Annotated in this window: 16 protein-coding genes and 1 tRNA gene; 8 read left to right on the top strand and 9 right to left on the bottom strand. The window is 50.9% G+C overall.

The window, feature by feature from the left end; all coding sequences use genetic code 11:
• Positions 1 to 5: 5 nt before the first annotated feature.
• Together N7922_RS21830 and N7922_RS21825 are read left to right on the top strand one after the other, a co-directional pair.
• Positions 6 to 497, top strand: a complete 492-nt coding sequence (locus N7922_RS21830) for a hypothetical protein (RefSeq protein ID WP_263098248.1) — start codon at positions 6 to 8, stop codon at positions 495 to 497.
• An 87-nt stretch (positions 498 to 584) separates the two neighbouring features.
• Complete coding sequence (locus N7922_RS21825) at positions 585 to 2,222, top strand: dihydroxyacetone kinase subunit DhaK (protein WP_263098247.1); 1,638 nt, start codon at positions 585 to 587, stop codon at positions 2,220 to 2,222.
• Between the two features lie 93 nt (positions 2,223 to 2,315).
• Here the strand turns inward: N7922_RS21825 and ahr are convergent, their stop codons facing one another.
• A complete protein-coding gene (gene ahr, locus N7922_RS21820; protein ID WP_263098246.1) occupies positions 2,316 to 3,335 on the bottom strand; it encodes an NADPH-dependent aldehyde reductase Ahr in 1,020 nt (339 codons plus the stop codon).
• A 236-nt stretch (positions 3,336 to 3,571) separates the two neighbouring features.
• Here ahr and N7922_RS21815 point away from each other — a divergent pair, with 236 nt between their 5' ends.
• On the top strand, positions 3,572 to 4,024 hold the full coding sequence (locus tag N7922_RS21815; RefSeq protein WP_263098245.1) for a lysozyme: 453 nt from the start codon (positions 3,572 to 3,574) through the stop codon (positions 4,022 to 4,024).
• Here the strand turns inward: N7922_RS21815 and N7922_RS21810 are convergent.
• Together N7922_RS21810 and N7922_RS21805 are read right to left on the bottom strand one after the other, a co-directional pair.
• A complete protein-coding gene (locus tag N7922_RS21810; protein ID WP_263098244.1) occupies positions 4,021 to 4,599 on the bottom strand; it encodes a class I SAM-dependent methyltransferase in 579 nt (192 codons plus the stop codon). The genes N7922_RS21815 and N7922_RS21810 overlap by 4 nt on opposite strands.
• The gene (locus N7922_RS21805; protein WP_263098243.1) at positions 4,599 to 5,621 is read right to left on the bottom strand and encodes an HNH endonuclease domain-containing protein; all 1,023 of its coding nucleotides are present in this window, start codon (positions 5,619 to 5,621) and stop codon (positions 4,599 to 4,601) included. The genes N7922_RS21810 and N7922_RS21805 overlap by 1 nt, the downstream gene beginning before the upstream one ends.
• A gap of 233 nt (positions 5,622 to 5,854) precedes the next feature.
• Between N7922_RS21805 and N7922_RS21800 the strand changes: the two genes are divergently transcribed.
• Positions 5,855 to 5,939, top strand: a tRNA-Leu gene (locus N7922_RS21800).
• 155 nt (positions 5,940 to 6,094) lie between these two features.
• Here N7922_RS21800 and N7922_RS21795 read toward each other — a convergent pair.
• From N7922_RS21795 to N7922_RS21785, 3 genes are read right to left on the bottom strand one after another with little or no spacing between them, the layout of a single operon-like run.
• Positions 6,095 to 9,343 carry a type I restriction endonuclease subunit R gene (locus N7922_RS21795; RefSeq protein ID WP_263098242.1) on the bottom strand — a complete coding sequence of 1,083 codons (3,249 nt, stop codon included), beginning with the start codon at positions 9,341 to 9,343 and terminating at the stop codon, positions 6,095 to 6,097.
• Positions 9,340 to 10,635 carry a restriction endonuclease subunit S gene (locus N7922_RS21790; RefSeq protein ID WP_263098241.1) on the bottom strand — a complete coding sequence of 432 codons (1,296 nt, stop codon included), beginning with the start codon at positions 10,633 to 10,635 and terminating at the stop codon, positions 9,340 to 9,342. Before N7922_RS21790 ends, N7922_RS21795 begins: the two co-directional genes overlap by 4 nt.
• Positions 10,635 to 12,995, bottom strand: coding sequence for a class I SAM-dependent DNA methyltransferase (locus N7922_RS21785; protein ID WP_263098240.1), 2,361 nt, complete (start codon positions 12,993 to 12,995; stop codon positions 10,635 to 10,637). Before N7922_RS21785 ends, N7922_RS21790 begins: the two co-directional genes overlap by 1 nt.
• A 576-nt stretch (positions 12,996 to 13,571) precedes the next feature.
• Between N7922_RS21785 and N7922_RS21780 the strand changes: the two genes are divergently transcribed.
• Positions 13,572 to 15,746: an AAA family ATPase gene (locus N7922_RS21780; RefSeq protein ID WP_263098239.1), complete on the top strand. Its 2,175-nt coding sequence runs from the start codon at positions 13,572 to 13,574 to the stop codon at positions 15,744 to 15,746.
• Positions 15,747 to 15,749: 3 nt separating this feature from the next.
• Positions 15,750 to 16,988, top strand: coding sequence for an McrC family protein (locus tag N7922_RS21775; protein ID WP_263098238.1), 1,239 nt, complete (start codon positions 15,750 to 15,752; stop codon positions 16,986 to 16,988).
• A 427-nt stretch (positions 16,989 to 17,415) separates the two neighbouring features.
• On the opposite strand, the gene N7922_RS21770 is transcribed toward N7922_RS21775, so the two are convergent.
• Positions 17,416 to 17,826: a hypothetical protein gene (locus N7922_RS21770; RefSeq protein WP_263098237.1), complete on the bottom strand. Its 411-nt coding sequence runs from the start codon at positions 17,824 to 17,826 to the stop codon at positions 17,416 to 17,418.
• A 16-nt stretch (positions 17,827 to 17,842) separates the two neighbouring features.
• Positions 17,843 to 18,538, bottom strand: coding sequence for a hypothetical protein (locus tag N7922_RS21765; RefSeq protein WP_263098236.1), 696 nt, complete (start codon positions 18,536 to 18,538; stop codon positions 17,843 to 17,845).
• A gap of 279 nt (positions 18,539 to 18,817) precedes the next feature.
• Here N7922_RS21765 and mmuP point away from each other — a divergent pair, with 279 nt between their 5' ends.
• Positions 18,818 to 20,224 carry an S-methylmethionine permease gene (gene mmuP / locus N7922_RS21760; RefSeq protein ID WP_263098235.1) on the top strand — a complete coding sequence of 469 codons (1,407 nt, stop codon included), beginning with the start codon at positions 18,818 to 18,820 and terminating at the stop codon, positions 20,222 to 20,224.
• The gene (gene mmuM / locus N7922_RS21755) at positions 20,211 to 21,149 is read left to right on the top strand and encodes a homocysteine S-methyltransferase (RefSeq protein WP_263098234.1); all 939 of its coding nucleotides are present in this window, start codon (positions 20,211 to 20,213) and stop codon (positions 21,147 to 21,149) included. The genes mmuP and mmuM overlap by 14 nt, the downstream gene beginning before the upstream one ends.
• Before the next feature lie 75 nt (positions 21,150 to 21,224).
• On the opposite strand, the gene N7922_RS21750 is transcribed toward mmuM, so the two are convergent.
• Complete coding sequence (locus N7922_RS21750; RefSeq protein ID WP_263098233.1) at positions 21,225 to 21,929, bottom strand: hypothetical protein; 705 nt, start codon at positions 21,927 to 21,929, stop codon at positions 21,225 to 21,227.
• Between the last annotated feature and the right edge of the window lie 228 nt (positions 21,930 to 22,157).

The following is a 22,157-nucleotide window of genomic DNA, read 5'->3' as shown; positions in this document are numbered from 1 at the left end:
CGCGCATGTTGCAGTGGGTTACCCGTACGGTTGTTCGTTTCTCTTCTATTTTTCTCTGCGGGATGCTGAGTTCGGTTCTTACGGTGGCGGTGATTGGCGCGCAGTGGTTTGCTTCTCTGGTTGGCGACAGTGTGGTGCTGGCAGTGGAAGTGCTGGTCACGCTGCTGGCGTTGGGGCTGGTAAGCTGGCTGACCCGCCGCGCGGATGCGCTGGCACGCGTCGTGGGGACTGTCCGGCCTGGCTCGCCAGAAGAGGAACAGGCAGACCGCGTGTTATCCCGCTTTGATACCGCTGAAAAAGCGCAGGAGTTCCAGTGCCTTATATTTCTCCCGCCCGCTATCGCCGGTTTTATCCTGCTGGATGAACGCCTTTCGCTCTATGTGCACGGCGGCCTGCTGATCCTGGCGATCGCCGGGGCGTTCTGGCAGAGCCATCGTCTCGAGCACCTGCGCCAATTGCGCGGTTATACCACCAGCTTTGGGCGTACCGTACCGTAAGTGCTTCTCAGTAAAATCTGTTCTTTGCGCGCTTCTTCGCACCAGAGACTATGCTTTTGCATACCGTTTACCAATTAGTGGAAGACCATGTCCAGATTCTTTTTCAATGACCGCAAACAACTGGTCAATGACGCCATTGAAGGTTTGGTAATCTCAGCTCCGCACGGCAACCTCGTCCGACTTGATATCGATCCTGCCATTCGCATTGTCGCCCGCGCCGACTGGGATAAAAGCCGCGTGGCGGTGATTTCCGGCGGCGGCTCCGGCCATGAACCGGCGCATGCCGGGTTTGTCGGCAAAGGGATGCTGACGGCCGCCGTCTGCGGCGATGTGTTTGCCTCGCCCAGCGTCGACGCCGTACTGAACGCGATTGTCGCCGTCACCGGCGATCGCGGCTGCCTGCTGATTGTGAAGAACTACACTGGCGATCGGCTGAACTTCGGTCTGGCGGCGGAAAAAGCCAAACGCTACGGCCTGAAAGTGGAGATGGTGATTGTCGCGGACGACATCGCTCTGCCGGACAATAAACAGCCGCGCGGCATCGCCGGGACAGCGCTGGTGCATAAGATTGCGGGCTACGCCGCTGAGCACGGTAAGTCGCTCAGCGAAGTGCGCGATATCGCCCGCCAGGCTTGTGACAGTGTCTACAGTCTTGGCCTGGCGATGGAGACCTGCAACCTGCCGGGAAGCGACAGCGAAGAAGAGGGGCGCATTCAGCGCGGTAAAGTCGAACTGGGGCTGGGCATTCACGGTGAGCCAGGCGCCAGCGTCGTCGATACGCATAACAGCAAGGCGTTGATTGAGACGCTGGTACAACCGCTCAAAGCGGCGGTGGGCGACGATCGCGTGGCGGTGTTGATCAACAACCTTGGCGGCGTGTCGGCGCTGGAGATGGCGTTGCTGACCAAAGAGCTGGCTCATTCTGCGCTGAAAGATCAGATTGCCTATCTGATCGGCCCTGCGCCGCTGGTCAGCTCGCTGGATATGAAAGGTTTTTCACTGTCGCTGCTGCGCCTGAACGACGAGTTTGAACAGGCGATTTGCGCCGAGGTGCAGACGGTCGGCTGGCAGAAGCCGGTACCGTTCGCACCGATGAAAACGCAGCCGCATAGCGCCGTCTATACCGGGCTGGAGAGTGAACCGTCAGAGAACCCGCAGGTAAGAGCGCTGGTCAGCAGCGCGGCGCAGACGCTGATTGGCCTTGAGAACCGCCTCAACGCGCTGGATGCGAAAGTCGGAGACGGCGATACCGGCTCAACGTTCGCCGAAGGGGCGCGGGAGATCGTGCGCCTGCTGGAGAGCGATGCGCTGCCGCTGAACAACACGGCGCAGTTGCTGCAACTGGTTGGCGAACGGCTGGCGACAGTGATGGGCGGCTCCAGCGGCGTGCTGATGTCGATTTTCTTCACGGCCGCAGGCCAGGCGGTGCACAACGGGGTAGCGTTGTCAGATGCATTATTGCTCGGTCTGAAGCAGATGAAACATTATGGCGGGGCGGATCTCGGCGATCGGACGCTGATCGATGCGCTGCAACCGGCATTAGAAGCGTTGCGTGACAGCGGGCTGGATGCCGCCGTTGCTGCTGCGAAAAACGGCGCAGCCAGCACTGCCACCATGCAAAAAGCGGGTGCCGGGCGCTCGTCGTACGTCAACCGTGAAAATCTCGACGGCGTGAGCGATCCGGGAGCGGTCGCGATTGCTGAAGTGTTTGCCGCCATCGCGTAATAACCCATCCGGATGGCGTTACAGGCCCGGTAAGCGTGAACACCACCGGGCCATGTGCCGGATAACGCGAGCGTATCCGGCCTTGTTACTCTGTTAAAAATCTGCTTTTAATACCACGCGATAACGGGCTTTGCCGTCACGCACGTGCTGCAAGGCGTCATTAATTTGCGACATCGGGAACAGTTCGGTGGTCGGCGCCACTTTGGCGCGCCCGGCAAACTTCATCAGCTTACGCAACTCAAAGGGTGTACCGGTGGCAGAACCGGAGACGCTGCGATCGCCCGCGATCAGGGTAAACGCCGGGACTTCCAGCGGCTTCAGCACCGCGCCAACGGTGTGAAAATGCCCGCCGTGGGTCAATGCTTCAAAGTAAGGTTGCCAGTTCAGATCCACATTGACGGTGTTGATGATCAGATCAAACTGGCCCGCCAGCGCTTTCAGCGCGTCCGGATCGCGGCTGTTGACCACATTATCCGCACCCATAATGCGCACTTCCGCTTCTTTCGACGGGTTAGAGCTGAACGCGGTCACCTCGCAGCCCATAGCGTGCAGCAGTTTGATGGCGATATGCCCCAGACCGCCAATGCCGATCACCCCGACGCGGCTGGTGGCGGTGATGTGATGCATCAGTAGTGGTTTGAACACGGTGATGCCACCGCACAGCAGCGGCCCGGCGGTTTCGATATCAATGCTGTCCGGCAGGGGGATCACCCATTGCCAGTCGGCGCGGAGCTTATCGGCAAAGCCGCCGCGATTGAGGATCGTCGGCACTGCGCCTTCTTTACAGTTGATGTGATCGCCGTTGATACAGGCATCGCAGTGCCCGCAGCTTCTGGCCGTCCAGCCGATACCCACGCGCTGACCGACTTTTAAACCTTTGTTTTGCGCAGCGCTGCCCAGTTCCACGACCCGGCCGATCACTTCATGCCCGGCGACCAGCGGGTATTGGGAGAAGCCCCATTCGTTGTCGATCATCGACAAATCGGAATGGCAGATCCCGCAATAATCCACCTGCACTTCCACATCTTCCGCCGCCAGCGGGCCTGCGTCGTATTCCTGTAGCTCCAGCGCAGCGCCGGCGTGTGGCGCGGCATAACTTTTAATGATGCTCATCACGGATTCCTTCGAGTTAGAGGGGGACGCATGAAGTGTAGGGCATCTGGCGATCCCGTGGCAGCCTGCGCGCGTGCAGATAGCCCGTTTCGCCAAAGCGATGCCCGCTGACGCACCGCCACTGCACGCTTTTTCGGATTTTCCATAGGACTATTTCGGCCTGTCGGCTGTGCAACAGAATGTGTCCGTACCATCCTCAAAGAGATGCCGTACACACCCTACAGGAGCAACGAAAAATGGCTGAACAACCGCAAAGCACCGGCGATGCCGGAGTGGCTTTAATCAAGTCTTTTGAAGGGCTCAGGCTTGAGAAATACCGGGATGCTGTGGGTAAATGGACCATCGGATATGGTCATTTGATCCTGCCGAACGAGAGTTTCCCCCGCGCGTTGACTGAGGCGGAGGCCGACGAGTTGCTGCGCGACGATCTGGGGATCACTGAACGCAGTATTCACCGGCTGGTGACAGTGGATTTAAATCAGAACCAGTTTGATGCGCTGGTGGCCTTTACCTTTAACCTCGGCGCCGGGAATTTGCAGACGTCCACGCTGCTCAAGCTGCTGAACCAGGGAGAGTATGCTCAGGCCGCCGATCAGTTTCCGCGCTGGAACAAAGCGGGCGGCAAAGTACTGGCCGGGCTGACCCGGCGACGTGAAGCGGAGCGGGTGCTGTTTTTGAAAGCGGTTTAGCGTTTCTTTAGCAGCGCATTCAGCCAGATTTCGTGGCGATCGGGCCGCTTATCTTGCGTCGTCCACACGGCTTCTGCGGCGATATCTGGCAATGCCGCAATCAGCCCCGCGAGGCGTGATTCATTCATATCGCTAAAACGACGGCCAGTCTGCTCACGCTCACCGTCGCCATATTTAAACGAGAGATACCAGATACCGTCGGGTTTCAGTGCATTCGCCAGCTTATCCATGACACCCGGCAATTCGGCATAGGGCACATGCAATAGCGAAGCGCAGCACCAGATGCCCTCATATTTTTGTACGGCGTCCAACTCCGTGAAGGTCATATGCTTAACCGGTAAGTTTGTATGCTGGCGAGCCAGCACGACCAGCTCGGGTGATGCATCAAACGCCTCTACCCGGTAGCCCTGCTGATAAAAAGCCAGCGCATCGCGACCGGAGCCACACCCCGCATCCAGCACCAACGCATGCTGCGGCAAATGGCGGATAAAGTCGGCGTATAGCGAAGTCATATCGACATTCACCGTGCCGTCGAAAAAGGTTTGCGCATTGTTCTGGTAATAATTTAGCGTCATCAGAGAACTCGCTGTTCGTAGCGTAATGGAGCCCAGGTTTGCAGACGGCTGGCCAATGCAGCATTCCAGCGATCGTTTAAAAATGTCCTGCGTTTCGGTTCGCTCTTGCCGGTTTGATTGATAATGGCTTCATGCAGCGGCAACCGGCTGTTAATAAAGTACTCATTACGAGCGTGTAAACGTGCAAGCAGGTGCAGTTCCGGCACGCGGGCAAATTTCCCCTGCTCGCCCCGGTTACAACTCTGGCAGGCCAGTACCAGGTTCCAGACGCCATTGAGGTTCACACCTGGCATCACGTTGTTCGCCACCAATGGGATAAAGTGATCGACATCTGCCAGCAGAGGATGGCCTGCGTCGAGGCTTATTGGCGCATTGCAGTAAAAACAGTGCCCTTTTTGATAGCCATTCAGGCTGTTCCGGCAACTGGTCAGAGTGATTCGTGCGTGTTTGAGTTGAGTAAACAGCGTTTGCTGCCCGGCATCGTAATGCACATCCAGTAACTGCGGCGGCAGATTCATTTGCCAGGCCTTTTCCACCAGCGACCAGCGGGCGTCGGTCTCATGAACCAGGTTATGAAACTGCTCTGTTTGCGTCAAACGGTAAAAGTCATCAGTCAGGAGGATGCCTTTGCTTTCCCGCTGTTCATCAATAAAAAACTGCTTCTCAATGGGGCCGCCGCTGACATTGTGGAATGCCTTTAACACCACGTTAAAGCCTTTCTTTACCGTTACTTGCACCAGTTCATCCTGTGTGATTTCACCGTTATTAAAGTTCAGGCAGGCGGTAATAAGTGGGCCAGGGTTGGTGGTGTTGAGGATCTGTTTGGGAGCCTGTTTAAGATGCGCGCAAATATGCTGGCTAAAGGGAAGCGCTAAATCCTGTAACGAAATAAAGGTGTTGCTGCGGTCGATATCATACAGCGCATGCGCCAGCGCGAATTTGTAGGTCGCGAAATTGTTCCCAAAGAGGATCACCCCGCGCCAGTAGTTTTCCAGCGTTGGATCGACCTGGTAAAAACGCATCGGTTTTCCTGACGGTGCATTAAGGGGATATATAACGGGATCACATAACAAATGCACAGTGATGTAAACCAGGAAAAGATAGATTTTGTGAATTTGTTGAAGGAAGGGTAGAAGAGGGGGAGAAAGAGCATCAACGCTGAAAATTTCAGCACTTGATATGACTTACGCGTGGCGCTGCTTGCATGGCTGCGTGTGACAGGTATAATCCAACACGTTTCCGCATCCCCTTCAGTGCCGAAGTGGCGAAATCGGTAGACGCAGTTGATTCAAAATCAACCGTAGAAATACGTGCCGGTTCGAGTCCGGCCTTCGGCACCAAGTGATGCAAAAATAAGCTACCTCCGGGTGGCTTTTTTTTGTCTGGAATCTGGGGCTATGCGGCTTGCCTCGTTTTTAGCTCTGTGTGATTCGTTTTAGATCACTTTCTTGTTTGGTAAAACCGTGGCGATTCATGGGGCCAGCGGCCCCAGATTTCAAATCCCTTTCAACAGATCGAATACTACGCGGGCAAAGCCTTTCGCCAGTTCAGGGTTGGAGAGGTACTGCATCATCATATCCTGTTGAGCGTCGTTGCTGTCCATTACGGCATCATCAATGGCTTTCGGGAAATCTCCCAGCATTGCCTGTTCGCGCGTATTGTTCGCAATCTGGGTCATCACCGCCTGGTTTTCTGACAGCTTGTCACGCACCGCGAAGGCGTAGTTGATCATGTCTTTATCGGTGAGATTATCGGTAACGAACAGCTCGTTAAGACGAGCCAGGATATTCGACAGAAACTCTTCTTTCTTGTCCTTTGGCTTCGCCGTACCGACATCATTACCCGGCTTTATTTTGTAATCTTCAGCATCTTCCTGCAGCTTCAGATGCTGTTCGTGGAGCTTCGACAGGCGGTAATGGCTCATCTCCACGTTGCTTAAATCAATCTCGTCTTCTTCGATACGCTGCTCATGCAGCAACGGACGCAGGTGACGGGCAAACAGGCTTAGTTTTTCTAAATCCTTGTCATCGTAATCGACGATTTGCGACATAAACTCGTAAAAGCGAACAAAGCTGCCGAGATCTTTCTTGAAGATATCCAGCTTACTTTTTTCTTTCTCGCAGTCCTTAAAAGTGTTTTCCGCATTGGTAATCAGCACAACATCACCGGTTTTTTTGGTGCGTTCAAACATCTCTTTGGCCAGCACATACGCATCAATCGCCGAGGTGTAGCGATGCTTCCAGCGCTCCACCGCAGGTTTGCAGATATTGCTAATGGCCGCGTTGGATTTATTTTTTGTAAAGAAGGCTTCGCAGAACTGCTCTACTTCGTTCCACAGGAAAATACCGCTGGTGCGCAGCTTTTCATAAAGCTCAAAGACCAACTGTGGATCGCTGACATCAGTCAGTTCTGCTGTCTGGTAGTACGGCTGGAAAGCGCCCAAAATCTCGTCGGGTTCGTTGTAGAAATCGAGCACAAAGGTTCCGGATTGCGCCTTCCCGGGATAGGTACGGTTCAGGCGCGACAGTGTCTGTACACATTCCACGCCGCCCAGCTTTTTATCCACGTACATGGCGCACAGCTTGGGCTGGTCAAAACCAGTCTGGAACTTGTTGGCTACCAGCATCACTTGGTAGTCGTCGGTATCGAACGCTTTGCGCATATCCCTGCCTTTCAGACCTGGGTTCATATTGATCTCGGTGAACTTCTGGTTAAGCAGCGCAAGGCTGTTGTGGTCATCTTCATGGAATTCCACTTCCCCGGAGAACGCCACCATCGCGCTGATCCTGTCGTACTTTTGCTCTGCAATGTATTTATCGAATGCCAGCTTATAGCGCACCGCCGCTTTACGCGAACTGGTCACCACCATCGCTTTGGCCTGGCCGGACAGTAAGTGCATCACATGCTTGCGGAAGTGCTCAACAATCACCTTCACCTTCTGCGACACGTTATGATCGTGCAGCGATACCCACTGGTTGAGTTTGATCTTGGCTTTTTTGCTGTCCACTTCCCGGTCAGGATCGTCCAGCTTTTGCAGCAGCTTATACGCCACTTTGTAGTTGGTGTAGTTCTTCAGCACATCAAGAATAAAGCCCTCTTCGATGGCCTGACGCATGGAGTAAACGTGGAACGCTTCCGGTTTGTTCGTTTTTGAAGCCGGTTCCTGCGGATTAGGACGACGGCCAAAGAGCTCCAGTGTTTTAGCTTTCGGCGTGGCGGTAAAGGCGTAATAGTTGAGGTTGTTGCTGCCTTTACGCGCGGCGACGGTGGCATCCAGAATATCTTCTGAAGACATCTCCACGTCGTCATCCGTTTCTTCGGTCATCAGCACTTCTTTCAGCTGACGTGCCGTAGAGCCGCTCTGTGAGGAGTGCGCTTCATCGGCAATCACCGCATATTTACGCTGCTTGAGGCTGACGCTGTTTTCAATCGCCTTCAGGACAAACGGGAAGGTCTGAATGGTGACGATAATAATCGGCTGCGAGTTTTCAAGCGCGCTGGCCAGCTTCTCCGATTTTGAACCGTCGCCTTCTTTGTTATTGATACGCCCGACCACGCCATCCTGATGTTCAAACTGATAGATGGTGTCCTGCAGTTGATCGTCGAGCACGGTACGGTCCGTCACCACAATCACCGAGTGGAACTGCTTCTCGCCATTTTCATCATACAGGCGGGAAAGCTGATGGGCCGTCCAGGCGATAGAGTTCGATTTGCCCGACCCCGCACTGTGCTGAATCAGGTATTTATTGCCAGTCCCTTCCACCGTGGCGGCGGTGATCAGTTTGTTCACCACGTCCCACTGGTGATAGCGCGGGAAAATCAGGCTCTCGCTTTTGTACTTCAGGCCAATGGCGTTTTCTTTTTCGACGATTTGCAGATGTACAAAACTCGCCAGAATTTTCAGCAGATTGTCCGGCAGCAGCACCTCATTCCACAGGTAGCGGGTGGCGTAGTCGTTGGCATCTTCCGGGATGTCGTTCCCCGCGCCGCCGTCATGGGTGCCTTTGTTAAACGGCAGAAAGAAGGTTTTATCGCCGTCGAGTTTGGTCGCCATAAATACTTCGTACTGGCTGACAGCGAAGTGCACCAGCGCGCCGCGTTTAAAGGTCAGCAGCGGCTCGGGTTTATTGGTGCCTGGGTCCTTTGGCAAACGCGTTTTCTTATATTGTGTAATGGCGTTTTGCACCGCCTGCTTAAATTCAGACTTCAGTTCGAGGGTCGCAATCGGCAGGCCATTGACGAATAATACCAGGTCGATACGCCATTTCTTCGCCTTAACGCCCGTTTCTTCAAATGCGGCGTTCGACGCATGCGGGCTGTAAACCAGCTCCGGCACGATGCGGCAGATATTCTGTTTGTAGCGCGTCAGGGTTTCCGGATTGAGGTTATGTTCCGGCTTGAACTGGCACAGGGAAAAACGCGCGTTATGGCTTTTGATGCCGTGACGCAGCACGCCGAGCGTACCGTAAGTGCGAGACAACACATCGGTGGCGTTAATATCCGCCTTTTTTAGCTGAGCCACCAGCGCATCGAGGAAATGACGCTCGGTATCGGTAGGATAAATTTTGGCAAACTTCTCCCACTCCTGCGGCTGCGTGGTTTGCACGAAGGCCAACACATCCTGCGAGTACAGCGCACGTTCGCGGTCGTAGCCTTCCGTTTTGCCACAAATCCAGCCTTTTGTTTCCATCTGAGCAATCATCTCATTCTGGAAAATCAGCTCTTTGGTGCTGTCCATGCTCATGCGGTGGCCTCCTGTGGCTCCTCAATGTCCTGTGCGTCAGGGGAGACCCAATCGCGGACGTCGATTTTTCCGGTGATGGCGGCGGATATTAGGGCGGTACGGCGTTCCTGGAGGAGTTCAATTTGTTGTTGTTGTTTCTCGACCAAAGAATCTATTTTTGTAGTTTCGAGTTCGAGAAAATAAATGATATTCTCTTGTTCTTTGATACTTGGGAAAGAAAATTCAAAATTTAAAAACTGTGGTAATCTGAGAGAATCAACGGTTGACTTTGCATTACCTTCCAATGCTACTTTATAAAAATTAGAAGACAAATAGTAATAAACAAACCGCCCTTTAATTGCCTTGAAATTGTTCAACATATAAACACGTTGATGAAAATCAAATTTACCATTGTAATAATGGTAAACTTTACCAACACCAGCTCCATCTCCTGCGGTTAGTACAGCCTCACAATCTGCTCCAACAGAATTTATCCTTTCAATGGTTTGTGAGCGAACGAAGAATGGATATAATCCGCATTCAATAGCATTAACTGTATCTTTGCTGCCAGTTTGAATTGAGCAAAGATATTTTAATTTTTTGATTAACCAATGTGCAGGTACTTCCCCCAACCACTCAACACCTGAATCTTTCATCGGCACATCAGGTTTTAGCCCTTTTGTGACGGCATGGCTAATCACTGCCTGACGTTTTTCTTTCAGTAGTTCAATCAGTTGCTGATGCTTCTCGATCAGGTCATCGATTTTTGCGGTTTCGTGATCGAGGAAAGAAGCGATTTGGTTTTGTTCTTTCAGCGAGGGGCATGGGTAGACAATTTCATTGAAAGCTTCAGTAGGCAAACGCCACCGACCTAAATGAGCACTTCCTTGTCCAAGATGGAAGAAGCGACGCTGTTTATAACCGTCTTGCAGTAAATAAAGATAGTAGCGGCTATAAAAACTATGTTTGTCTCGCACAGCAAAGACACGATAGTCTGGACTAGTTACACCATCATAGATTGAAATATCAACATAACCTGTTAATAAATCCATATGGTTCATTGCAAACTCACCTGGATATACCATTTGATATTTTGAGTAATCCATAGAAAGTTGGCCTTCACCACTTTCAGTATCTTTTATCCTTATCCCTTTTTGGGTTACAGATAGGACATCATAGCCTATCTTGCCTGCAATTCTTTTCTTAATTTCAAAAATATATTTAAGTTTTTTTATAGACCACATCTTAGGGATAGTGTCTAAAGACTCAACCCCAGAATCCTTATATTCCGGATACGCCTTATACTTAGCCATCAGGAATGTACCTCCTGCAGCAGCTTCATAATCTCGGCACTGACCGCATCCAAATCGGCATCGATCTCTTCCAGCGGGCGCGGCGGCTGATAGACGTAGAAATGACGGTTAAATGGAATCTCGTAACCGACAATTCCCACCTCACCATCTTTCGCATCACGCTTATCGGCGTTGATCCACGCGTCATTCACATGCGGCAGCACTTCTGCTTTGAAGTAGTTTTCAATCAGATCGCTGGTAGACACAGCCGGGTTCAGCGGCACGTTTTCGTTATCGCGCAGCTCGCCGTCCTGCTCAAACTCGACCACTTTGCCCTTGTATTCAAACGCACCGTACAGCGGCTGAGCGGCTTCTTTCAGCACTTTCTTCACCACCGGCTCGGCATCCGGGTTTTTCGTGGTGATGGCATCAATAAACTGCTTATTCTCTTTCGCATCCAGCTTCACGCCAGCGGTTTTGATGGCCCCTTTCAGGGTCAGTTGGAACTGATTGAAGTCATTGCTTACCAGCGTTTTACCACCCGCCTGCGTAGCCAAAGCCGTCTGAATCTGCTGCGCTTTTTCCATCAACCCGCACTGCTCCAGCCACAGTTTGCTGTCGAGCAAGTCTTTAATATGCTTCTCTTTCAGTTCAGCAAATTCAGCTTTGATGATGGCGCGCGCTTCTGCTTCCAGTTCGGAGAAATCACCGTAGTTGTCTTTCTGCCATTGAGCCGCGAACTCTTCATACAGGCGTTCCATCGGCGCGCTAAACGGCCTCGGCGCAAAGCGCAGAGTCGCAATCGCTTCATCCGTCACCTGAGCGGATAAACGCAGCGGACGCTCAATAGTTAAGCGGCGATAGCCAAAGTCGGTGCTGTTAAAGATTTTGCTGGCGAAAGTTTTCGGCGCTTCGGTTTTGGCGGTGGCAGACTGACGACCACGGTTGGATTTTTGCTCAGCGACTTTTTCCAGACCCAGTTCTTCCAGAGTTGTGGCATCCACCACCTCAAAATCACCGAAGGTCTGCGTGATCAGTTTGATATCGTCTTCGCCCATCAGGTTACGCTTGGAACCCAGTGATTTACGCATTTTGCCACACAGGTTGGTGCCATCAATCAGCTGTACTTTGCCTTTACGCTCAGGCGCTTTCTTGTTGGAGAGGATCCAGACGTAGGTGGCAATGCCGGTGTTGTAGAACATATCTGTTGGCAGCGCGACGATGCCTTCCAGCAAATCGGCTTCCAGAATGTAGCGACGGATTTCACTCTCACCGCTGCCCGCACCACCGGTAAACAGTGGGGAACCGTTAAGGATAATCCCGATACGTCCACCGTTATTGACGCTGCCATCCACATTGTGGGTGTCGCGCATTTTGCTGATCAGGTGCAGCAGGAACAGCAGCGAACCGTCGGAAACACGCGGCAGGCCCGGGCCAAATCGACCGTTAAATCCTTTCTGCGTGTGCTCGTCGTTAATCTCACCCTCAATCTTCTTCCAGTCCACACCAAACGGTGGGTTGGACAGCATGTAGTCGAATTGATCCTGCGGTAGCTGGTCGTTAGAAAGGGTGTTACCCAGCTTAATACGACTGACGTCCTGACCTTTGATCAGCATGTCGGCTTTACAGATAGCGTAGGATTCCGGATTCAGCTCCTGACCAAAAGCGCGCATAACCGCGTTAGGGTTCAGCTCGTGCACATATTCCATGCCTGAAGAGAGGAAGCCGCCCGTCCCGGCCGTCGGGTCATAAATGGTGCGGATGATACCGTCCTGTGTCAGGGCTTCATCATCTTCCATAAACACCAGCGAAGTGGTCAGGCGCACGATATCGCGTGGGGTGAAGTGCTCACCAGCGGTCTCGTTAGAACTTTCCGCAAAGCGGCGGATAAGCTCTTCAAACACGAGGCCCATTTCATAGTTGGAAATCGCTTTCGGGCTCAGGTCGGTGGTTGCGAATTTCTTCACTACTTTAAACAACAGGTTGGCATCTTCCAGCAGGCCGACAAACTCACTGAATTTGAAGTGCTCGAAGATTTCACGTGCATCCTTTGAAAACGCCTGCACGTAGCTTTCCAGGTTGGCTTTGATGTCGTTCTGCCCCATCTTGCCAAGATCCATCTTCGAGGTATTGAAGAAGGAAAGCTTGCTGGCACGCAACAAATATTTCTCCTTGGCATCTTCCGGCAGTGGGCTGGTTTTTAATTCATCGTATTTCGCTACAACCGCTTCTTTAGTATCCGCTAACACACACTCGAGGCGACGCAGCAGTGTAAAGGGAAGGATCACTCGCCCGTACTGAGACTGTTTAAAATCACCGCGCAGCAGATCAGCCACCGACCAGATAAACGCAGCCGTTTGAGAGAAGTTATTGTTAGACATAATGATTCCAAAAAAGCTTTAGTGTGAGCACCTGTCGCAGAAGGGACACTGTCCTGTCAAAAGCCTGCGAATACAGGTGCAACAAAATGAGTTGCGGAAAATCATACCGCCAGAACGTACGAGCACAAGCAACAAATTCCTTTTGATAAGGGCACTCTTAATCAGCAACGTATTGCTAGCGCTAATAGCTTAGGTATCACATACCAGAAAAGGGTAATGTTTTATATTTAAGTTTTTGATTTTAATATTTTTTATTAATTCTCTTCAAAATTTAACTTTGGTGGCTCACTGATTTTGGCCATACACGCTGATTACCAAGGAGGCCTTTTTGACCTCGGTCATATGTTCCGTAAATGACATGTCCGCCTGTTCCGCGATCTGGCAAACGAGTGACTGCATAACTGTCATACCAAACTGCAGACTGCTTTAGGTAAAGAGCACAGCGAAGCTAGCAGAAGAGTATTAGAATGTTATTCAAAAGAGACGCAGGGGCTGACAAATCCAGGATGGATAATGGTTCTTATCGGATAAGTTAGCTTTTATAGCTTGTTTAATTTGTATAAAAGGATAACAAGGATGAGCCGCTACACAGGTGAAGACAAATCAGAACTAATTTTGAGCGCTGCTAGCGAATGGCGGAAACATTGCCTTATTGATGGCGGTTCACTTTTTAGTGATAAAAAACTCTGGAACAGCCAGTATTTAACAGAGATTGAGCGTGATGTTGTAAACAGCCAACTGGAGCTGGAAGGCAACTTTATGCATCGTCTTAAGGAACAGCTAGCCAGCGTCTCAGCAGAAGCAAAGCAGCTCACAGCGGAGATGCTTTGGTTGCTTTTTCTGTGCCCCAGTAATAACAGCGCAAGAACCAAACGTGAACAGATTATCGAAATCTGGGCGCTTTCCGGAGAGTCGTTAAATACCGAACAACCCATGCTTCGGAATGCTGTACTATCTGGCGTCGGCAGTGCCGGTACTGCTTTTAATACCTTTCGTGCACGCGAGTTCGCTTATCTTACCAATGTCCTCAAAGCACTGTTAGCTCTGTCACCGGCTGAACGGGAAGCACGTTTGGAGGATGGTTTTACTTTTGCGGAATGGTTAAGTGTTATTCCGGAGAACGCCACCCGCCAGTTCCGCCATATGCTGATGTTTTTGCTGTTCCCGGATGATTTTGAACGCGTATTCAGCAGCAACGATCGGCGAATTATTATTCGTGAGTTGAAACCGCAACTGAAGGGTGAGCTCTCTGCTGTAGCGATGGACAGAGCCCTGTTAGAAATCCGTCGTGAACAAGAAGTGAAACAGAATAGTCAACATCTCGACTTCTATGTCCCACCGTTATCAGACCTCTGGCAGAAAAGCGTACAACCCGTTACGACCACAGCCGAAAAAGCCCCCGTTGATGAAGTAAGCAAACCGTTAGAGATTGATGAACCGCTGAATGTAATTCTTTTTGGTCCTCCAGGAACGGGTAAAACCTACGAGTTGAACGCGTTGAAAACTAAATATACCAGTGAGGCCCAGACACTGACTCGTGAGTTGTGGTTAACTGAACAGCTCGCCGATAAATCCTGGTGCGATGTCATTTTCATGGCGCTTGAAGATTTAAATGGCAGTGCGAAAGTTTCCGCTATCCGTGAACATGAGTTTGTAAAAACCAAAGCCACTGCGCTCGGAAGAACTACAAATCTACATCAAACAATGTGGTCAACTCTGCAACATCATGCTGCTGTTGATTCAGAAACCGTAAAGTTTGAACGCCGAACAGCGCCTTACCTTTTTGATAAGCGAAGCGATAGCACATGGTTTCTTCTTGCTGAGGCCCGGGAAGAATGTGCTGACCTGGTTGCGTTGGTTTCATCATTAAGAAAACAGCCTGGAAATAATAAAACCATCAGCCGCTACGAATTCGTCACCTTTCATCAGGCGTACAGCTACGAAGACTTTGTCGAAGGTATTCGTCCTGAGCTTGACGAAGAGAGCAGAGAATTAAGCTATTCGCCGCAAGATGGTGTATTCCGCCGTATCTGCCAACGAGCCGAAGCGGACCCCGGTCATCGCTATGCTATTTTTATCGATGAAATTAACCGTGGCAACGTAGCGAAGATATTTGGTGAGTTGATTACCCTGATTGAATCCGATAAGCGCATCAATAGTGATAAAGGTATGCGTATTACCTTACCTTATTCCCGGAAGCCTTTCGGTGTGCCTGCGAATCTGGATATTTATGGCACCATGAACACAGCAGACCGTTCAATTGCTCTTCTGGATACGGCTTTACGCCGTCGCTTTCGTTTTAAAGAACTCATGCCAGACAGTACCAAAATCGCGGGTACGGATGGTGCAGGAAATATTGTTGATGACGATGGCCGTCAAATTAGTCTGCGCAAGCTGCTGGATGCAATGAATAAGCGCATACGTTTCCTTCTCAGCCGGGATCTTATGCTGGGCCATGCTTATCTTTGTTCGGTAACGAACCTCACTCAGTTAAAAGCGGTCTTCCTGAATCAGTTTATTCCGTTGCTACAGGAATATTTTTATGAGGACTGGCACAAAATTCAGCTTGTATTCCGGGATATCGACGCTGCCGGAAAGTTGGTAGAGGCCCCCCTGATTGGCCATGTCAGACTGACGAGTATCGACGTGTTCGGTTTTACTCATGATGATTTTGAAGAGGTCGTTGAATATAGGGTGTCATCCGCACAAGATATTACCCCCGACTCAATTCGCAAAATCTATGAGGATTAAGTCGTGGCAGAAATATTGTCTGTTATTGAACATGATTCACTGCCCGTTATTGCCGAAAGAGTGAATGCCCAGCGTGCGCTGGGCATTCATCATGCTCGTTTACTGGAGAAATTGTCATCGACGCTTCCTGCTGGTGCCTTTAGCTGGGGACATCAGTCAGTTTGTTTTGCCCAGTTCTGTGGCGTGATCCAGTTGGATGAACTAACACTTGAAATCCTGCCTAAAATCCATGGTAAAGAGGCTCAGCCAGAATCTTGCCGGTCAGCGTTAATACAGATGCTTCAGACTGCACGGTTGATATGTACACATAAAGGGGCTTTGGCGGGTATCAACACTCAGCGTATGAGCCTGCTGGATATTTTTATCCAGCACTTTTGTCAGGATCTTCATGCGCAAATTATTCAAGGCAAATTACGCAGTTATGTAGAGCAAGAAGAAAACCTTGCAGTAATCCGTGGCTGCCTGGCTATCCCACAACATATCCGGCACAACGTAGTACATAAAGAGCGGGTCTATTGTCGTTTCGACGAGTTCAGTGAAGACATATTATTGAATCAGATACTCCGCTTTACCTTGCGATTACTGATGCCGTGGACACGTTCCAGCAAAACAAGGAAGCAGTTGAGCGAATTATTGATGCATTTTGATGGCATTCGGGATGTACCCATTACTTTGCGATCATTTAACTCTTTGGCAAGCGATCGTATTAATCAAAGGTTTCAGCCTGTTCTTGAACAATGTCGATTGTTTATTGCCGCAATTAAACCGGATGTCCTGGCGGGTAGCACTCCATTGTTTTCGCTGTTATTTGATATGAATCGCCTGTTTGAAGCATGGGTTGCTGAAAAATTAAAACCCTGGGCTCATCAGCAGGGCTGGCATCTTCGTACCCAGGGGCCACGCAGGTATCTGGCGATCCGTGAAGGAGATTCCCCGCAATTCCAGCTTATACCGGATATCGCTTTCGTTGATGATAACGAGGTACCACAACTGATAGCGGACACTAAATGGAAGTTATTGAATGAAAACGACCGCAAGCTTGGTGTTTCCAACAGCGACATCTATCAGCTTTATGCGTATGCAGGGCGCTATGAAGTTCCTCATTTGCAATTAATTTATCCAGCACAGGCCGGATTGCTTTCCCACTACGGCTTCAGGTTACAGGGAATGCATGAACCGGAATTGGCGATTAAGACCATAGCCATAGATAACAGCCGGGAATTAAACTGGTCTTTGCATTAATATGAGTATCGATAAGATGGCTTTTCTTGGCTGTGAGGGCGATAATTCAGTGCATAAATTAATTATATCTTGGACTGACCTCGCCCCGGTAGATGATCCTGCCCTATAGTTTGAGCATAGGAGGATCAAGATAAAAACCAAAATGTGGAAGGGTGTCTTTCATTGCATTTAACCATTCGGTTTATGGCTAATGGGATGGACATTAATGCGAAAAAAGATATTGTCGCCAAAAATTTTAATGCGGATGCATATCGGGCTGGAAAAAAAGTCACTATCCGTTACAGTGCGTATAATCCGGAGAAAATAGTTATCCTCGGGGATGTCAAAAACTAAAACAGCGCCACACTCCGATCAAAGTGGGAAATATAACGGCGTCCTGTTACGGAGTGGCGCTGGGATTTTGGCAAGGAATGATTTATTTCATTCCCTACTTAAAACTCGAACGGGTGAGAGTCAGGGTATAGTTCTCCGGATCTCTGAAAATGACGAAGTAGGGCGAAGGTTCTCCATCGTGCTCCCACTGTTCTGCTGGCCCCTCTTGCTTCACTCTGATATACCCCAAAGCAGAGAGATAATCTCTGAGTGCTGCGATGCTGGCATTGGGTTCGTAAATGATGCTGCTGTCATTCGGTTGCGTACCCTCCTGAGCCCTGAAGGAGAAGTGGTAATTTTCTGTAAGCTTCGGGGCATTACGTATCTCACGATCTGTATAGAGATAGTATGCCCAGAGATTTGATCGGGTATAGCCTTCATGACGCTCAGCGACTTTCTGCATACTGCAGTCAATCAATATAAAGCCAGTGATGATAACCAGAAGTACTGCCGCGGTTCTTTTCATTATTTTCATCGTCCAGTTACTCAATCGCAGCTAGTATGCCAGCAATTTTGTTGAGTGGGTGAGCGATAACATCATCAGGTGCTGATTTGTAAGGTGTAACCATAGTCATAAATTTGGGCAGTTGTCCTTTAAAAGGGGCTCTCTGGCATGTAAATTTATCGCCCGGATCCGGGAATAAAAGGGGCAAAAAGCCCTTATTTTTGTGGCTACCGATTGGCCCGTAATAGTCCCATCTACGCAACGCCGATTCTTTGCTGGCTATCCGGAGATCATGCCAATAAATGCGTGGAAACATAAACTTATAAAACCCGAATAGATCTGACACAAGATCCTCAGCGCTGAAACCGCTGTCGGTGTACCAACTGAACCATGGCATTGATTGCCAGTTCTCAAATGCCACCGCCGTACTCATCATCATAGACAGCGCTATACTTCGGCGCTCTTCAATATTTCTTCCGCGTTTTATTCGCCACATTTTAAAGCGTCCGGTACTGAATCGGTCGATCGCCATTGTCTGTTCATACCGAACGTCATAATAGTCGTTGCCACTTGCTTCACCTATGGCAAAACTGTCCATCAATTTTTTAATGTCATTGCCACGGGCGTGCCCCATATCCAACCAGCCCAGGACTTCAGAGTATAAAAGCCCTTTTTTAATACCCGATTCAGACCAATATTTGGAAGGATCTAATATTTCTTTACGAGTGCTCAAATTAATTACCTCACATATCCTTGTGCAGAGAATCGGTTTATTTTTACTTAAGCGACGCAGTAAGTAAATTAACCTGTATTCAATGCAGGATTTTTCAGATTTTTATGGTGAGGTTATATATCAGTGATAAATGAATGTTTAACATTCAGGCGTGTTAATCAATGAAAAATCGTCCTCCTTTTTTGTTGCTATCCAATCATTCATCTGGCTTTTTTCCACTAATCACGATATAACAAATATCTATGGATGTTTAGATGTCTACACGTTTAGAAGGGTAATATGCAGGCTCAACAGGAACCAGAAAAAGTGCAGCTTAAGCGGACGATGAAAACCCGGCATCTGATCATGCTGTCGCTCGGCGGCGTGATTGGTACCGGGCTGTTTTTCAACACCGGTTATATCATTTCGACCACCGGGGCGGCGGGAACGCTGCTCGCCTACCTGATTGGCGCACTGGTGGTCTGGCTGGTGATGCAGTGTCTGGGCGAACTCTCTGTTGCCATGCCGGAAACCGGCGCGTTTCACGTTTATGCCAGCCGTTACCTTGGCCCGGCGACCGGCTACACCGTCGCGTGGCTCTACTGGCTGACCTGGACGGTGGCGCTCGGCTCCAGCTTTACCGCCGCCGGGTTCTGCATGCAGTACTGGTTCCCGCACGTGCCGGTATGGGTATGGTGCGTGGTGTTCTGTGCGGTCATTTTTGGCCTGAATGTGATTTCCACCCGCTTTTTTGCCGAAGGCGAGTTCTGGTTCTCGCTGGTGAAAGTGATCACCATCATCGTCTTTATTGTGCTGGGCGGCGCGGCGATCTTTGGCTTTATCCCCATGCAGGATGGCTCTCCGGCGCCGGGGTTATCGAACATTACGGTGGAAGGGTGGTTGCCGCACGGCGCGCTGCCGATCCTGATGACCATGGTCGCCGTTAACTTTGCTTTCTCCGGCACGGAACTGATTGGCATTGCGGCGGGGGAAACGGAAAACCCGCATAAAGCGATCCCGGTTGCCATCCGCAGCACCATTGCGCGGCTGGTGATTTTCTTTATTGGTACCGTGTGCGTGCTGGCGGCGCTGATCCCGATGCAGCAGGCCGGGGTAGAGAAAAGCCCGTTCGTGCTGGTGTTCGAAAAGGTGGGCATCCCGTATGCGGCGGACATCTTCAATTTCGTTATCCTGACGGCGATCCTCTCGGCGGCGAACTCGGGGTTGTATGCTTCCGGTCGTATGCTCTGGTCGCTGTCGAATGAAAACACGCTGCCGCGTTGCTTTGCCCGCGTCACGAAAAACGGTGTTCCGCTGACGGCATTGTCCGTGTCGATGCTCGGGGGTGTGCTGGCACTCTTCTCCAGCGTCGTCGCACCCGACACGGTGTTCGTTGCGCTGTCGGCGATCTCCGGCTTTGCGGTGGTGGCGGTGTGGATCAGCATCTGCGCCGCGCATTTTATGTTCCGCCGTCGCCATCTTCAGGCCGGAAAACCGCTGAGTGACTTGCAGTACCGCGCACCCTGGTATCCGCTGGTGCCGGTGCTCGGTTTTGTGCTGTGCCTGGTCGCCTGCATCGGGCTGGCGTTTGATCCCAGCCAGAGAATCGCCCTCTATTGCGGGTTGCCGTTTGTCGCTCTGTGTTATGGTGCGTACTATCTGACCCGAACCCTGAAAACGCAGGAGCCTGAACATGTCGCAGAATAATCCGCTGAGCCACATCCTCGAAAAACAGCCGTTTATCGTGCTGGATGGGGCCATGGCAACGGAGCTGGAAGCGCGCGGATGCAACCTCGCCGATAGCCTGTGGTCCGCCAAAGTGCTGATGGAAAACCCGGCGCTGATCCGCGAAGTGCATCTCGATTATTTTCGTGCCGGGGCGCAGGTGGCGATTACCGCCAGCTACCAGGCCACACCCGCCGGCTTTGCTGCCCGTGGGCTGGATGAGGCGCAGTCGCTGGCGCTGATTGGTAAGAGCGTAGAGCTGGCGCGTAAGGCGCGCGAGGCGTTCCTCGCTGAAAAAAACAACGCGGGCACGTTGCTGGTGGCCGGTTCCGTGGGGCCTTATGGCGCGTATCTGGCGGATGGTTCGGAATACCGTGGTGACTATGTGCGCAGCCATGAGGAGTTTATCGCCTTTCATCGCCCGAGGGTGCAGGCGCTACTGGATGCAGGCGCCGATCTGCTGGCGTGCGAAACGCTGCCGTCTTTTGCCGAAAGCAAAGCGCTGGCGGATTTGCTGAGCGAGTACCCCCGCGCCCGCGCCTGGTTCTCGTTTACCCTGCGCGACAGCGAGCATTTAAGTGACGGTACACCACTGCGCGAAGTGGTTAGCGTGCTGGCGGCGTATCCGCAGATTGTGGCGCTGGGCATCAACTGTATTGCGCTGAAAGAGACCACCCCGGCGTTGAAACACCTGCAAAGCCTGACCGCGCTGCCGCTGGTGGTTTATCCCAACTCTGGCGAGCACTACGATGCCGTGACAAAAACGTGGTGCAGCCACGGTGACGCGAGCGAGACTCTGGCAGGTTATTTACCGCAATGGCTGGAGGCGGGCGCGAAGCTTATCGGCGGATGCTGCCGGACCACGCCAAAAGATATCGCTGCGTTGAAAGAATGGCGTGAGTCTTAGCGTAACCTGCCGATAGCGGTCAATATTGCTGTACGTTGACCGCTATCGTAGCAAACTGAATACGCTCAGTATCTGTCAGTTAAATTTCACACTGTGTAATACCGTATCGATTTCATTTTTGCTGGCCTGGCTCGTGACGTTATAGGTAACGGTCAGTACAGCCGTTTTTTCCGCAAGCGGGAGCTGGTAGCTCTTCACCTCCCAGTCGTCATTGTCCAGGATACCTTTGCGATGAAATTCAGCAAGAAATGCGGGCGTGTTATTCACAGTGGATAATGAGCAGGTGACAGCGCTGGTGAGCGTGCTGTTGATCTTCTCCAGTGAAGGCGTTAATGACGACGAGATCACTTCGCAAACATCGTCGATATTACTGCGGGTGAGGTGAAGTAAGTCATCTTTTCCAAACGACTTATCCGTGAAAACCACTCTTACCGTCGCAGTGTTTAATTTGCCGTCTTTGTTTGCATTGGCGGAAAGCGAAATAGCTTTATCATCCCGGGAGATACCGGTTACAGACTCGCTGACTTTTTCAAGCTCTTTGGTTTGTTCTGCTGACATCAATACCCATGTTTCTGGCAGTTCAAGGCTCAGCCCGTAACCTGCCTGATGACGATGGTAACCTTGATGGGGCGCATCAACGGCGGCTGTTGTCCGTGCTTGTGATGCGTCTGTATTCGATGTTTCTTGTTTTGTTTTCTTGTCATCAGCGGCAAAGAAGAAAATAACGTTAACGACAATAACGAGTACTACCAGGAGTAAAAGCCCTTTTGTTTTGGTCATGACTATTCCATTTAATCATACAGTGTTGTCCTGGCGGCATATCTTATAGACTTACAATTTATGCGGCAATAATTGTATTTGTGGCGTGTAAATATATAGGCGCTGCCAATCATAAGGTGTCGTTTCCCCTGCACAGGTCTTTCATTCCGTAGCGCTAACTTCAATTAAGTCGATTCTTAATCGAAGTCCTTTTCCATTAAGAAACTCAATTCCGGCATGGTGCTCAGT

It is taken from the genome of Kosakonia sp. ML.JS2a (assembly GCF_025642095.1).
Classification (GTDB): Bacteria; Pseudomonadota; Gammaproteobacteria; order Enterobacterales; family Enterobacteriaceae.
Note: the sequence above shows the minus strand (reverse complement) of the source record. Positions and strands in the feature narration are given on the sequence as shown.

Excerpts from the sequence above, each read along its gene's own strand:
- N7922_RS21805 (WP_263098243.1), bottom strand. The coding sequence starts at position 5,621 with ATGCGTTTTTACCAGGTCGATCCAACGCTGGAAAACTACTGGCGCGGG.
- ahr (WP_263098246.1), bottom strand. The coding sequence starts at position 3,335 with ATGAGCATCATTAAAAGTTATGCCGCGCCACACGCCGGCGCTGCGCTG.
- N7922_RS21790 (WP_263098241.1), bottom strand. The coding sequence starts at position 10,635 with ATGGCTAAGTATAAGGCGTATCCGGAATATAAGGATTCTGGGGTTGAG.
- N7922_RS21825 (WP_263098247.1), top strand. The coding sequence starts at position 585 with ATGTCCAGATTCTTTTTCAATGACCGCAAACAACTGGTCAATGACGCC.
- N7922_RS21780 (WP_263098239.1), top strand. The coding sequence starts at position 13,572 with ATGAGCCGCTACACAGGTGAAGACAAATCAGAACTAATTTTGAGCGCT.
- N7922_RS21770 (WP_263098237.1), bottom strand. The coding sequence starts at position 17,826 with ATGAAAAGAACCGCGGCAGTACTTCTGGTTATCATCACTGGCTTTATA.
- mmuM (WP_263098234.1), top strand. The coding sequence starts at position 20,211 with ATGTCGCAGAATAATCCGCTGAGCCACATCCTCGAAAAACAGCCGTTT.
- mmuP (WP_263098235.1), top strand. The coding sequence starts at position 18,818 with ATGCAGGCTCAACAGGAACCAGAAAAAGTGCAGCTTAAGCGGACGATG.
- N7922_RS21815 (WP_263098245.1), top strand. The coding sequence starts at position 3,572 with ATGGCTGAACAACCGCAAAGCACCGGCGATGCCGGAGTGGCTTTAATC.
- N7922_RS21810 (WP_263098244.1), bottom strand. The coding sequence starts at position 4,599 with ATGACGCTAAATTATTACCAGAACAATGCGCAAACCTTTTTCGACGGC.
- N7922_RS21785 (WP_263098240.1), bottom strand. The coding sequence starts at position 12,995 with ATGTCTAACAATAACTTCTCTCAAACGGCTGCGTTTATCTGGTCGGTG.
- N7922_RS21830 (WP_263098248.1), top strand. The coding sequence starts at position 6 with ATGTTGCAGTGGGTTACCCGTACGGTTGTTCGTTTCTCTTCTATTTTT.
- N7922_RS21795 (WP_263098242.1), bottom strand. The coding sequence starts at position 9,343 with ATGAGCATGGACAGCACCAAAGAGCTGATTTTCCAGAATGAGATGATT.
- N7922_RS21750 (WP_263098233.1), bottom strand. The coding sequence starts at position 21,929 with ATGACCAAAACAAAAGGGCTTTTACTCCTGGTAGTACTCGTTATTGTC.